The organism is Poriferisphaera sp. WC338 (assembly GCF_050931845.1).
In the GTDB taxonomy this organism is placed as follows: Bacteria; Planctomycetota; Phycisphaerae; order Phycisphaerales; family Phycisphaeraceae; genus Poriferisphaera.
The window spans coordinates 2688592-2703376 of the sequence record NZ_CP194516.1; the positions used below are offsets into that span (position 1 = coordinate 2688592).

Below are 14785 nucleotides of genomic sequence, written 5' to 3' on the forward strand. Positions count from 1 at the left end.
GTTTCGTTTAATTACTTCGCAATCCACGGAGCATTCCCCTGCTCCCATAATTTATTCAGTGCATCACGGTCCCGCTGCGTATCCATACATTGCCAGAATCCCTTGTGTTTATACATAGATAGTTCGCCATCTTTCGCCAGATTAATCAGTGGGTCTTTTTCCAATACCAGATGTTCATCCTCACTTACATACTTCAAGAACTCTTTTCTAAAGAAGAAGTACCCACCATTGATCCAGTTTTCGCCGAATTCTGGCTTCTCCTCAAATTTTCTAACAATATCACCTTCCAGCATCAGCTCGCCAAATCGCGATGGCGGATTCACCCCCAACACTGTGCCAATCGCTGAACCCTGCTGATGGAATGTAAATTCTTTTGCAAGATCAACATCGCATACACCATCACCATAAGTCACCGCAAAATGCTCGGCATCCCCCAGATACTTGCTTGCAGCTCTACCAATACGCCCACCTGTCATCGTTAACTCACCCGTGAATGCGAGTGTAACTTCCCAGTCTTGATCATGATCTACTGAATGGACCGTCGTATTATTTGTTTTTAGATCCACCGTAAAGTCACTGTTCATTGATGCGTAATTCAAAAAATATGATTTCACAACCTCAGATTTATATCCTAAGCAAAGCACAAACTTCTTGAAACCATAATGCGAATAACTACGCATGATGTGCCACAAAATTGGATAACCCCCGATTGGCACCATCGGCTTAGGGCGCAATTCCGTTTCTTCACGGAGGCGTGTTCCCAATCCACCGCATAAAACAAACACGGGCACTTCACTTACATCTACCATACGATTATTCCTGTCATAGTTATGACCAAATATCCCAAGTACCCTCAGCCTGCCTGCGGATAGGATTGATCTGATTCTGGTTTTGACATTCTTTGCTGCATATACACCTGCTGCAATCCCCGTATTCGTATCACCGATTGGATCCTACTCCAAGGCATTCCAACCAATCCACCTGCAATAAAAATAGGTATCGGATTAAGCTGCGCATTTAACAATCGGTCGATCATAAAAATACCGAGAATGAGCGCCAGCGCGACACTTGGTGCTATTACAGGATGCCGCCATGTACTAAGCGGCACGTGGTAAGCAAGCCTTAATAGCGGCACAAGTAAAACGCCAAAGTATCCCAATAATCCAAACACACCATTTCTTCCCAGCACAATAATCCATGCCGAATCCGTAATCGATATCTGTTCACCCTGATCATTCACAATACGCGAACGACCAAAGCCTCCCCAGCCAAAGAGTGGTCGTTGCATCGCTTTATCACGTAGTGCATTTTCATTATTAATTCGAGTACCTAATGACTCGACACGTTTTTCTGGGAATACTTCCCTAGCTTGATCAAGCAACCATTTTGCATCCCAATCATAAGCTACACGGGCCGTGAGATAAATCGGCATAACCGCCAATACAACCATCAACCAAGCTTTTGATCGCAACCAGATCGTACTGAAAAATAAGCCAATTGCAGCCACACCTAATAACAACGCACCAACTGCTTTACAAAAAATGAACGTTAACCCCAGAACAATCAAACACCATAACATTGGCACTGATCGTACTTCTTTGATAATTCTGCAATGCCAGAGAACAATACCACACATGGTCGCTCCCGCCATCCAAATTCCAAGCGCCAATCCACTTCGCATGAAAACGCGTGGCCGATACCCACCGCCACGAATCGCATGGATGAATTGATGTGCATGCGAACCATAAACGATACGATGCAACTGAGGACTCAAAACCATCTCAAACCACACCAACGGCAAATAAACTAGGGTCGCAATAAAAATGATTCGGACCATATCTTGCGCAACTTCTGGCGTTGTTAAATAAACCCGCCCAATAAAATACGGCACACCCCATGTCAAAATCTCAGTCAACATCCCGGACAAACCGTCATACGCACCAAGTCCATTATTTAATGAGCTTAACATTGGCGACATACACCACATCAGCATAGGTACATCCCAAAGACTCACACGAAATTTCGTGACACGAGCCGAATCAAAAACAAGCATCCCAAGCAACACCGCAAAAGCAGAAACTGAGACCTTCGTGATATCTGGCAATCCCGAAACGCTGATCCCTTTCTCTGGCAAGAACATCCATGCCAAAACAAAACCCCAGATCGCAGCCCGATGCGGCTTAAGCATCGCGAATAAAATCAGGACCGTTGGGATCCAAGCAAACAAAGATAGGCTAATCAGGATTGACATGAATGACTCATAGAAGAAAGAATGCTGCCATTTACTAAATTTGCTGCATGATTAGGCGGAGATAAAAAATCGACCCAATGCAATCACTGCAGCGGAAATTGCAAATGCACTGAGATCCAGACCCGGCAGCCAAACTTTATGCGGCCGAATCGCCCAAACCAATATAGGGTACTCACTCCATTGCGCGATAATCATACCAATGATTACCCCCTCTAGGCCTGCTGTGATCCCACCCGCAATAACACCGCATAGATAAATCACGGCCCTATAGCACTGCATAGTCATATACCGCTTCGAATCTCGTTTCGCAAGCAATACTGAAGCAGCTGTCTGATTCACCACCATCCCTACAGCACCAATCGCAACCAACCGCAGCATCCATCCAGCCTCGTAATACTTTTCAGGATATAGCAGTTCAATAATCTGCTCACCAAAAATGGCTAGAACCCAAACCGCAGGTAACGTGGCCGCAAGAATACCGAATCTAATCTTGAACGTACCATAGCGTAATTCATCTTCACCACGATCCGCTAATCTTGAATATACTGGAAACAGTGTGTTGTTCCCCAGCTTATTGATAATCTGTATACCCATACTGGCTAGACCAAATGCAATCGAATAAATCCCGATCTCTTCTAGTGTAACCAGCCCACCCAAGATCGCTTTGTCTGCGTAACCCAAAATCCAAGCGACACCTGACGACAAAAAGATCCATACACCGAAATGAAGAATATCATGGATGGCAGTCTTATCCCATGCAAACCAAACCTTATATCCCGGCCACATCGCAAACGTCATCCCAACATGCACAAATGCACGAACTAAACTCGCAATAACAAGCACCCAAACAGATGGCCAAAAATAGGCTGTAATAATAATAAAACTAGTGCTGACTAACTGCGTGATAATTTCTTCAGCCATAGGTCGTATGTTCTGCACATTACGGCACAACACACGCATCCCCGGAGATTCGAATGGCAGAATCGCGTACGACAACCCTACCACAATAATCATCGGCGTCAGCTCAGTTTGTCCCCATGCCAACGATACGGGGTATGAAACAACAGCAATGATAAGCCACAACAAGAAACCACGAATCACTGATACCGTCCAAACGGTGTTGATGAATAAAGCTTCACCACCACGTTTGTGATTGATAATATTCGCTCCAACCCCCATGTCACTAAACATGTTTGCACCAATAACTACCGTCTGAATCAACGCCATCATCCCGAATATATCTGGTGCAATCAGACGTGTGAGAACAAGATTGGCTGCAAACCGAATAATCTGACTTAAGAATTGGCCACCAGCTACCGTCACCGCACTTTCAACAGTGCGGCGTTTAAGCGATACTCCCGTCGATAACGGAGTGCCGTTCTTCCTTTTCCCTTCTCCTGAATCTGAATACGCCGCCTCTTGATTCATTACCGATAAACTGCCTCAATAATCAATCGTTCATGTAACCAACACAGCCAAATCTTATCTATCTACATAGCTGTATGGCTTTTATTTGAAACGATCTCGTTTATTCGTCACTTACAATTGCCGCACCAAAGATCTTGCAATAACGTTACGCAAACCGCCATACACAACATCGCACAGTGACTCTTTCTTTTATAAAAGATCGACGGCCACTCATGACCGCCGATCTGATCTACTAAGTTCTCGCACGGATCAATCGATCCGAAAGCATCGTTTAATCAAACATCGTCAATTCAAGACGCGTATCTGACTTGAGGTACTCAACCAGTGCTCGCCACTTCGGCGCTTCCGCCACCGGCTGATCCTGATACTCCAAGTAACCCCATGCACCTGAATTACTTGGCCGTCTAACATACTGGTATCCGACATATAACGATCCGCCCGCAGCTTCAAACGATTGCATATTCTCAAGTGTCGCTTGATACATCGCATCCGAGCGGTTCACTTCCTTGAGTGTGTCAAGGCTACCGCCATTCAGCGTCACGTGCTGACCTGCTTCATAAGCAACATATGTGATCGGTCTACCAAGTGTCTGCGTATACTCCTTCGCCAAATCACCGTGTGTCACGCGACGTTCCTTACGACCTTCAATTTGGCTAATTGCTTCTTGCATCACAGCATTCGCTGATTCACCACCCTGGATATGGGCAGGGAAATATGCTGTTGAAGAAATCGCATCGAAGCGGCCATCGATAAAACTCGCAACCATCTTCGTGACCCAAGGATTGCCTTCCTGTCCAGCAACCACACGAATGATCCGATGTTCTTGGCCTGCAAATACGTCTGACCAAATATCGAAGTCACGACCTGCTTCATACGCCCACTGACGCAACAACTTATGGTCCGGCCACGCAGGATTCGCATTACCCTTATCGTTGATCCAATGATGCTGCTGGAACACGCCGTTCCAAACCTCATTGGAGTACTCAACATAGATCTTCAAATTCGGATCAAGGTTATCGCGGAACATCTCAGCCATTTTGCGAACATAATTGTCATCCGCTTCGTGTGGCGTGCAAACCCATGGACTACTCTGCGTTTCATTGCTCAATTGAACAATGTACTCCAGTGCGATCGGTCCATCCGCTTGATGTTCCGCATCAGGTTGCGTTCGGTCGCTCCATGTCTGCTGCTTACTATTGTTGGTAAGCTGCCAGTCCATGTAGCGAATCACACTGAACGGCTTCAAACGCTCCGTAAACGTCGGATGAAACGTCAACCCGCGGTGTGATTCATCTGCGTAAACCTTCAGGTTACGCACATCACCCTTGGTCAAAATCTTAATGCCGCTTCTCTGTATAACCTGTACTTCACCGCTTCCTTCGTACTCAACGATGTAGTCTTTACCTGCCGGAGGCTTCGGGTACTTGCCATCACTATCCCAGAATGCAAAGTGCTCATCCCATCCTTGCGATGATTGACGATAACTCGTCTGCTTGAAGAGATCCGCAAATATCCATGAATCACTCCAGTACGTCACACTAGCTGTATTGATCCCGAGGAACGGGTGGCGTTCAGGCATACCGTTTTCATCCCAGTTGCCACTGTCGTCACCGGTGTTACCACCACCATTACCGCTTCCGGAGCCACCGCCGCCAGTATTGCCACTTCCATTACCATTGCCACTACCAGAGCCACCACCGCCGGTGCTACCATTTCCATTGCCGTTGTCTCCACCAGAACCACCAGTGTTACCATTGCCGCTACCGGAACCACCACTTCCAGAACCACTACCACCAGTTGATCCCGGATCAGCATCCTTCATCGTAATCCACTGGCTCTGATACACCGTGTCAATGCCAGATGCGTGCATTGACAGCACAATCTTCACATCTCCACGTGGTAATTTTGAAAGCTCTGATGCAGGAATTTCCCAAGGTGAACCTTCAATCTTCCCGCCCCAGTTTGGAACCTTATCACCTAAGGTGCGTGACCAACCAAAGTAGTACAAGAAGAAGCCATTTGGCAACTCACCGCTAACATTGAAATCAGCCGGGCGTTGATCGCCTTCATAAAACGGCTGTGTTGTCGATGAACCAAATGAAACAACTGGAAAAGCCGTTGCGCCACTACCTGCTCCACCGCTATCGCCTTGACCAGTGTCACCACCAGTATTGCCATTATCATTGCCGCTATTACCGTTACCACCACTGGTCGCTTCCGTCAGCTTAATCCACTGCTGGTAGTACTTCGTATTTTGACCCAGTACCTTCACTGCCAGAGCGATCTTCACATCACCACGTGGCAACTTCGCAAGTTGTGATGCTGGGATTTCCCATGGCGAGTTCTTTACATCGCCGCTCCAGTTCGGAACCGCCTTATTCAACGTGCGCGACCAACCCCAGTAATGAATCGACATGCCATTAGGCAGCTGACCGTTCACATCAATTTTCATACCCCGACCATCGCCCAAAGCATACGGCGTTGTCGTGCTGCTATGAAAACCAACAGTCAATGGCCCCGAGCCCGTCGAGCCTGAGCCATTACCACTTGATCCATTATCATTCGAACCGTTTGAGCCCGAATCATTACCGTTTGAACCACTGTTTTCTTTCACAGTAATCCACTGTGAAAAATAACGAGTCTGTTGCTTCGGTGCTTTTGCCGAAACAATCAACTTCACATCGCCGATCGGCAGCTTTGCCAAACTCGAAGATGAAATTTCCCAAGGCGAACCATTAATCTCGCCACTCCAATTTGGCACCGTCTTACCTAAGCTCTGCGACCAGCCCCAATAATTGATCGAGAAATCAGAAGGCAACTGACCAGACATAGACAGTTTGACCGCATTGTCCTCACCCTTTACAACAACCTGCTTCTGACCATCCGCAATCTTAACATCAGGGATAGGGGCGAAAGCCGGCGTAGTCGGCGGATTTTGCTCATTGCCATTATTCGAATTCGTTTGCCCAAGCACGCGGTACCACTTCGAATAGTACTGCGTATCAGTATTGAACAGCTTCACCGCAATCAAAATCTTGTTGTCGCCATCTGGCAACTTACGCATCTGATCTGCAGGAATCGCCCAAACCCCATTCGACAATGTACCGCTCCAATTTGGAACAGTCTTGCCGAGCCCACGTGACCAGGCCCAATAATGAATCGTCAAGCCATTAGGAACATAGCCATCAAACTTAAACCTCACCGTGCCATTCGATGCACGGTCATATTGCGATGAAACCGCTGGATCAAACTCAACCTTTGGCTGATCCAATGCGTAAGCCTCGCTCGTCCCGATAAGCATCCCAAATACCAGCATCAATGCTGTGGCGATACTCATCTGCCAGTTTGCTCGTTGTGTTGTTTTCTGTTTCATAGCCATACCTTCTCCAACGCTTAATGGACGAAAAACGATTTCGACCCGCGACAAACAGAAGATATGACTAAATCCCCGCCAAATCCCTTTTCAAGCTTTCCCATGTTTTCTCCTCTCCTCACACTGCCCAGTCCGCATAATGATCACAGTCCGATCACCTCTTATCCCTAATCCATATAACCCTTCCCCTGCCCTAACCAATCAATACAACACACTCCATCACTTACGTGTAACACTGTTATCAGCGTCCCAACACTAAAATCAATTGATCTCCAACTGCATCCCACGCATTTGCACGTATCGCTTGTATAACCGCTAACCTTTCAGCTTTGTGCGCACAACAACCTCACCACCCCTTCACAATCATGCACATCCAAATAACTGGGTCGTCACCCCACCCTCTTGCTAACACACAATCTATTTTACATAGCTCGCTATGGGCAGGCTCCGCCCCCCTCAACTGCACTATTTTCAAGCGCACTTGCCTCGCCAAATCCCTGCCATACCACCGAGCACCAAACGCAATCTTTCTGCCCTGATCAGGCAGCCGCCACTTCTTCCAACGGCTCTAATAGCGAACAATCAATCTCCAAACTGCTCGCCTGCCCCAGCGTTTCAATCTGTAAGATTAAACGCCGTTGCTGCATACTTTCGACCACACCTTCAACACCCTTAAACGGCCCACTCGTCACGACCACACGCATCCCTGTTTGCAAAAACGGATGCGAAGACAATGACACGCCAGACCGCAACACCAATTCCAGATTCCGCAGTTCCTCAGTCAATCCCACCTGGTTCGGCACACGGATCATATTCGCCACCCGTCTGGTCCGATCTGCTTCGTAAGCCTGTTCGATCTCTCCCCGCATAAACACATACCCCGGAAACAGCGGCTCAATTACACGCGCCTTCCGCTTACCGTAATACTTCACACGATCGCACAACGGCAAAAAATACGGCACACCCTTCGCCGCCAAATCAACAGCTACCGCCTTCTCTTGACGACTCATCGTATGGAGCACGATCCATTGCCCTTCAGACATGATCGCCCCGCCCATATCGACGACTCCCCGAACGCTCTTACTCTGACAGATCTCCTGCATCAGATATTCCGCGTCATTCCTAAAAAAAACCGGTTTGCCCCTGTCGTCGCGCTTGCAACACACCACGACACGTCTCTCTAATTCTCCTAAACCTCCCAAATTACGGCATGATACCACATCTCACCCTGCTGACCCATTTCTTTCAAGGCACAGAGATCGGAATCCCCTCGCCCTGATATGACCCAAGAAACAGGCAAAACTGGCAAGCATTACGCCCGTACATAAATCGGCATTCCAAACACCATCATTCGCTGTTTTATCTATAAAAAGCCCTTTTTCACGCATCAAAACCACCATGCCCGATAACCCAACCCTGTCCCAAGCCCAAACCCCTCCATACTCACCAAGCTCGCGCAGAATTCTACCTCTTTCTCATGTCCGATAACGCAGCACCTTTCCACAAACACCACACATGAAACAGCCCACCGCTTCCACCGAACCACCCCACACAATACCCCACATTCGGCACCGTCATAAAAACCCATTGCCCCCTTTTGATCATAACCTCTCACATACTCAACTCGCCCTAGCCCCTGTCACTAACCCCCTGATCCAAATTATCCACGCATATCTAGCGCCATATGGTTGCAAAATCTATTCATCATATCATTAAGATCAATCTTGATTTATAATGAACCTATGTTTCTTCATTCATAAGATATAATCGATTTAAATATTTATACTAACAATATGTTTCCTCTAAGGATATTAGACCAACAACCATAAACACCTAGCCCATCATTTATCAACATGAGTCATCATAGACGTGTCGCTTTACTCATTGAAACTTCCCGGGAATACGGTCGTGGAAACCTGCGCGGCATTCGTCGCTATATACGTGAACACAACCCATGGTCTGTTTTCGTGCAACGTCGCGCTCTTGAATCCTCGCCCCCTGACTGGTTAGCTCATTGGCAAGGAGACGGCATTCTCACACGATGCAACTCACAAAACATGATCAATGCGGTGAAAAATCTCAACCTTCCTACCGTTGAACTCCGTCCAACCTCACTTCATTCTAATTTCCCCATCGTCCGAACCAATGATCATGCTGTTGGCCAGATCGCTGCTGAACACTTTATTGAACGCGGTTTTCGTAACTATGCCGTCTGCTTTATCAAATCCACCTATCATCCGCATTTCCAAGATCGACTAACCGGGTTCATAGAGAAAATCCAATCTTATGGACATTCATGTGACACTTACAGCATTAGCGACCCCACGGAACAATCTTCTGATTGGCTGTCACAACAGAATCAACTTTCTAATTGGCTTACCTCATTACCAAAACCTGTCGGCATTCTTGCTGTCACCGACCAAATCGGATTCAACCTCCTTGAAGCCTGTACACGTGCTGAACTTTCAGTACCCGATGAAGTCGCTGTCGTTGGCGTCGAAGATGATGACCTCCTCTGCGATATTTCTTCTCCGCCTCTATCCAGTGTCAGATTAAACACCGAACGCGTCGGATTTTGTGCTGCTGAACTTTTAGAAAAATTAATGAACGGATCGACCGCACCACCTCCAATTCTCATCGATCCCATCAATGTTATGACACGGCAATCATCAGATATTATTGCCATTGATGACATACAAATTGCCAAAGCGATTCAGCTCATCCGACAACGTGCAACAAGTGGCTTAACTGTCGACGAACTCACTCAATCCCTACCCATCTCACGCAGCACCCTCGAACGCCGCATGCGATCTATCCTCGGCCGCTCCCCCAACCATGAAATCCTCCGCATCAAACTTAACCATGCCAAAACCCTGCTTTCAGAAACCACCCTCCCCCTTGAATCCATCGCCCACAAATCCGGTTTCAGCCACGTCCAATACTTCTGCGAAACCTTTAAGAACAAGTTCAACCAAACCCCAACCGCTTACCGCCAACAGTAGCCTTTAAACACATCTCAGTACGCCATTGTGTGACAAAATAACTGAATCTCCTGACGCGATTACGGATTGACGATCGGCCTTCGCCCGATAGAGTCATAGTATCGATTCACTATCACCTCATTGGGAACACCATCATGCCTACAACTTCCTCCACAATCCAACAAGGCCTTTATATTGATGGCAAATGGATTTACACATCCGATACTACCCCCGTCCTCAACAAATACACCGGCCAGGAAATTGGCACTATTTCTAATGCCTCACTCGCCGACCTTGACCACGCAATCAACACCGCACAAACACATGCCAAAACCATCGCATCTATGCCTGCTAACCGTCGTGCAGACATCCTCCTCCGCACCGCAGAGATTATTAAAAAAGAACACGAAACAATCGCACAAACTATTGCTGCCGAATCTGGCAAGGCAATGAAATTTGCTAAAATTGAAGCCCTGCGTGCTGTTGATACTTTCACCATTGCAGCCGAAGAAGCCAAGCGCATTCACGGTGAAACCATTCCACTCGATGCCGTTTCCTGCGGCGAAGGATACTTTGGTTTCTGGCAACGTAAGCCCGTTGGTGCCGTCGCCGCCATTACTCCCTTCAACTTTCCATTAAATCTTGTCGCGCACAAAGTCGCCCCAGCTATTGCCGCCGGCAATAGTGTTGTTCTCAAACCTGCTACTACCACACCTTTAACTTCTGGTCTACTCTGCCAGATCATGGAAAAAGCTGGCCTGCCCAATGGTGTCCTCAATCTTGTTCACGGCTCTGGTTCCAAAATCGGCACGCCACTTGTCAGTGATCCTCGTATCGCCAAAGTTACATTCACCGGCAGCCCCGAAGTCGGCAAGCACATCATCGAGCATGCAGGTATCAAAAAAGTCACACTCGAACTTGGCAATAATGCCCCCGTCATCGTCTGCGAAGACGCTGACCTTGATCTTGCCGCACAAAAATGTGTTCTTGGCGCTTTCTATAACTCCGGCCAGATCTGCATCTCCGTACAACGCATTTACGTCTCAGAACACCTACACGACACCTTCTGTGACAAACTTCTTGCACTCACAGAAAAACTCATCATCGGCGATCCACTCGATGAAAATACAGATGTTGGCCCCATGATCCAACAATGTGAAGCCGAGCGTATCGAATCTTGGGTTGATGAAGCAACTGCCGCTGGAGCGCGCGTTCTAATTGGCGGTAAACGCAACAACGCAACCTATCTACCCACACTTCTCACCAACGTTACACCAGATATGAAGGTGATGGCTAACGAAGCCTTTGCGCCTGTTGCATGCATCACCCCCTTCAGTGATTTCAATGATGTACTCGCACAAGCCGACGACAGCGACTACGGCCTGCAAGCCGCCATCTTCACCAAAGACATCGATCGCGCCCTGCTCGCCACACAAAAACTGAACTTCGGCGGCGTCATCATCAACGAAGGCCCCAACTTCCGCGCCGATCATATGCCATATGGCGGTACACGCAACAGTGGCCTTGGTCGTGAAGGCCTCCGCTTCGCCATCGAAGAAATGACCAACATCCAAGCCGTCATCATCCGCTCACCATCCATGGATCCATCATAAAGAGACGAAGATGCAAACCACCATCACCATTGGGCAACCCACACAAACTATCTTTGGCCAAGGCGCCGCCGATCAACTCGCAACCCAGCTTCAAAAAGCAGAACACAATGACATCTTTATTCTTGTCGATCCCGGCATCATTGATCTGATCTCACCACTCATCGATGAGCTCAAAGCGCAAAACCTTCACATCACAACCACGCATGACATTACCCCCGAACCTTCATACGACGCGATCAATCTCCTAGTCACGCAATCGCAAGATCAACCATGTGATTGCGTCGTTGGCATTGGTGGCGGCAGCACACTCGACGCTGCAAAACTTGTCGCTGTCTTGCACACTGGCAAACAATCACTCACAGACATCATCGGCACTGATCAAGTCACCGCACGCGATCCCGGCCTTATCCTTCTCCCCACCACCTCCGGCACCGGCAGCGAAGTTTCTCCCATTGCCGTCGTTACCGATGTCGATGCTAATCTCAAAAAAGGTGTCGTCAGCCCGTTCATGTATGCTGACCTCGCTATCATTGACCCGCTTCTCACAAAAAATCTCCCACCGCACATCACCGCCGCCACCGGCATGGACGCACTCACACACTGTATCGAAGCAGTCACCAATAAATTCAATCACGGAATAGGCGATGCCTACGCGCTTGCTGGCATCAAAATCATCACTCAGCACATCGAACGTGCCGTCAACAACGGCAGCAAAGACCTCGAAGCACGCGAAGCGATGAGCCTCGGCAGTATGTTCGGTGGTCGTGTTCTCGGTACTCCCGCCTGCGCTGGTGTTCATGCCCTAGCCTACCCACTCGGCGGACTGTTCCACATCCCGCACGGCGTCTCAAACTCACTGCTTTTACCCTATGTTTTGGCTTTTAACATGCCCGCTTGCACCGACCGTACTGCACTCATTGGCCGAGCAATGGGCCTCACCGCAAAAGACGATCAAACCCTTGCCACCAAAACAGTCGATCATGTCCGCGAACTCTCAACCGCTTGTGGTATCCCCGCTTCACTTCAGGATTTTGATATCCCAGAAACTGCCATCGAGCCAATGGCAGTCGCCGCCCTGGAAGTACAACGGCTTCTCAAAAATAATCCACGTCCTATTGAGCTTGAAGATGCACGTATGATTTACACACAAGCATGGCAAGCGAGCTCTGTCACAACTGTTTAATTAAAAAAGGCCAGAGATACTCTCTGGCCTTGACACTTCCGTGCCTTAGGATTGCCCTCAATATTTAGAAAAACAGAATCACATCTGCGTCCGGATCGGTCTTTACCATCACGGACCCATCCTCTGCTTCAATTGTTGTCTCACCAACCATACATTTCTTCAATCCCGGCAAACTGATCTTCACATCCGATGCTTTCTCAAACTGCAACACTGCACTTGAATCATCTAATGAAGTTAGCGTTACCTGGTTATCATCTGCATCATAAATCTCAATGCCTGAGAGTGTCATCCGATCCGGATCTTGAAAATGAATCCGTTCCATACCGCGCCCACCGTAAACCTGATGCGTCGCATCCAACCACAACTTTGGCATATCTAAATAAGCAGCATAAAAGTACGGCATGTTCACGCGAATCTTCTGCCACCGCTTCGGATTCTCTGCCTTCACCTCTAGATGCACCTTTACCTTCTGCCCCATTACACGATCCAACGACGATTCGCCTTTCCATGAAATCGGGAACCCAACACTATCCACCGTCATCGGATCACAATCCGCTAATGCATAACCTTGAATTGGCTTATTCGCGGCATCGCGCAGCTCAACACGCACCTCGTGCCCAGGCAGATCCTTGATTCGTACATTCATATACAACTGTTGCCCCACATGCTTCACTTCAATCGGTTTACTCGTGAGCGCGCCCTTAAATACCGGTGATGTATATTTCCAACCCACTGCAGGCGCCTGAAAGCCATAACCATCAAGTCGCCATGTCGCCAGCCCTGTTTGCTGCTCACCATAGAATAAGTTCGCAAGTGATTCTTTCCCTGCATAATACAGATACGTCTCACGTCCGTTATTCAAAATATTCGCCTGCGTCAGAAAACTTCCATCCCATGCACCACGCGGCGCCCGCCGAAGAATCGTCGTAAACGGATGCTTGTCTGGCTTCCGCCACGTCATGCCATCATTGCTCACAATCAAAATCAAATCCGTTTCATGATCAAGCAACTCCCCGTTGTTATAGAAAATACCATACGCCCCCACTACAGCTTGATCGTATATTTGATAACCAAGTGTTCCATGCGTTTGAATCCGCCCACCATATTTCGGATCGAAATAGAACCCCGCCTTCTTAGCCAGTTTCCAATGCTTAAAGTCATCTGAATAGGATGTACTCAAGCATCGACTCCATCGCTCCACTTCCGGATAATCGCCATTGGACATCTGCCCATAGCAAAAATATTTGCCTTGGTAATACATCAGCGATGCCGCCTCACGCTTTAACGGCAATGGAAAATCATTCTCTTCAGTCGTCCAGTTAATACCATCTGCACTATAAGCAAACCCTCCCACACTTGGTGAACCTACACCCGGCTTCTTCCCACCAACACTTTTCTCCCAACGATCTACCACTCCCTTAGGCAATGGTCGTGCCAGTGCCGCTTTATATCGACGATTCGGATCCGGATCATAATCATCTCGAAATGGAGCTGTCAGGTTAAATCCAGGAATCACAATATTGTTATCCTTCGATCCTTTATAGTTAAACAACCCGACATTAGGCCGCTCCCAATTCACGCCGTCCACACTTTCCGCATAACACGTACTCCACGTCGACCCATCAAACCCTGTGTACCACATCCGAAAAATACCATTCTCCAATAGCACCCATTGATTGAAAGCCGCACGATCTGAATCATGCTTCCCTGCCCGTACCTTCAAAACAGGATTAGCTTCATGCCGCACTGCTTCGTGTAGCGACAAACTCATCCCTTCATTCTTTTCAACCCACCCATCATCCACAGCAAGCAACGTCACCGCCTCAGCAGATGGGCCAGCCCCGACCTCTGCCTTACACTGCAAAACTAAACTTAATCCAATCGTTGTTACAAACAACATCGTTAACAACTGCTGCATCATCACGCCTATCCTTTACCTATCTTGTTTATCTACAC

9 protein-coding genes are annotated in these 14785 nt (G+C 48.0%); 3 read left to right on the forward strand and 6 right to left on the reverse strand.

Translation table 11 applies throughout. The features are described from left to right. Positions 1–11: 11 nt before the first annotated feature. From rfbF to nusG, 5 genes are all read right to left on the reverse strand, one after another. Positions 12–809 (reverse strand): glucose-1-phosphate cytidylyltransferase, encoded by a 798-nt coding sequence (gene rfbF / locus ACQ6WK_RS11030; RefSeq protein ID WP_432797438.1) that lies wholly within the window; start codon positions 807–809, stop codon positions 12–14. A gap of 44 nt (positions 810–853) precedes the next feature. Continuing rightward, complete coding sequence (locus ACQ6WK_RS11035; RefSeq protein ID WP_432797439.1) at positions 854–2053, reverse strand: O-antigen ligase domain-containing protein; 1200 nt, start codon at positions 2051–2053, stop codon at positions 854–856. 249 nt (positions 2054–2302) lie between these two features. Next, on the reverse strand, positions 2303–3679 hold the full coding sequence (locus ACQ6WK_RS11040; protein WP_432797440.1) for an oligosaccharide flippase family protein: 1377 nt from the start codon (positions 3677–3679) through the stop codon (positions 2303–2305). A 271-nt stretch (positions 3680–3950) separates the two neighbouring features. Next, complete coding sequence (locus tag ACQ6WK_RS11045) at positions 3951–7052, reverse strand: hypothetical protein (protein ID WP_432797441.1); 3102 nt, start codon at positions 7050–7052, stop codon at positions 3951–3953. A 539-nt stretch (positions 7053–7591) separates the two neighbouring features. After that, complete coding sequence (gene nusG / locus ACQ6WK_RS11050; RefSeq protein WP_432797442.1) at positions 7592–8155, reverse strand: transcription termination/antitermination protein NusG; 564 nt, start codon at positions 8153–8155, stop codon at positions 7592–7594. Between the two features lie 750 nt (positions 8156–8905). Here nusG and ACQ6WK_RS11055 point away from each other — a divergent pair. From ACQ6WK_RS11055 to ACQ6WK_RS11065, 3 genes are all read left to right on the forward strand, one after another. Then, on the forward strand, positions 8906–10054 hold the full coding sequence (locus ACQ6WK_RS11055) for a XylR family transcriptional regulator (protein WP_432797443.1): 1149 nt from the start codon (positions 8906–8908) through the stop codon (positions 10052–10054). 134 nt (positions 10055–10188) lie between these two features. Then, positions 10189–11646, forward strand: coding sequence for an aldehyde dehydrogenase family protein (locus ACQ6WK_RS11060; RefSeq protein WP_432797444.1), 1458 nt, complete (start codon positions 10189–10191; stop codon positions 11644–11646). Positions 11647–11656: 10 nt separating this feature from the next. Further along, on the forward strand, positions 11657–12829 hold the full coding sequence (locus ACQ6WK_RS11065) for an iron-containing alcohol dehydrogenase (RefSeq protein ID WP_432797445.1): 1173 nt from the start codon (positions 11657–11659) through the stop codon (positions 12827–12829). A gap of 64 nt (positions 12830–12893) precedes the next feature. Here the strand turns inward: ACQ6WK_RS11065 and ACQ6WK_RS11070 are convergent, their stop codons facing one another. Next, on the reverse strand, positions 12894–14750 hold the full coding sequence (locus ACQ6WK_RS11070; protein WP_432797446.1) for a hypothetical protein: 1857 nt from the start codon (positions 14748–14750) through the stop codon (positions 12894–12896). Positions 14751–14785 lie beyond the last annotated feature (35 nt).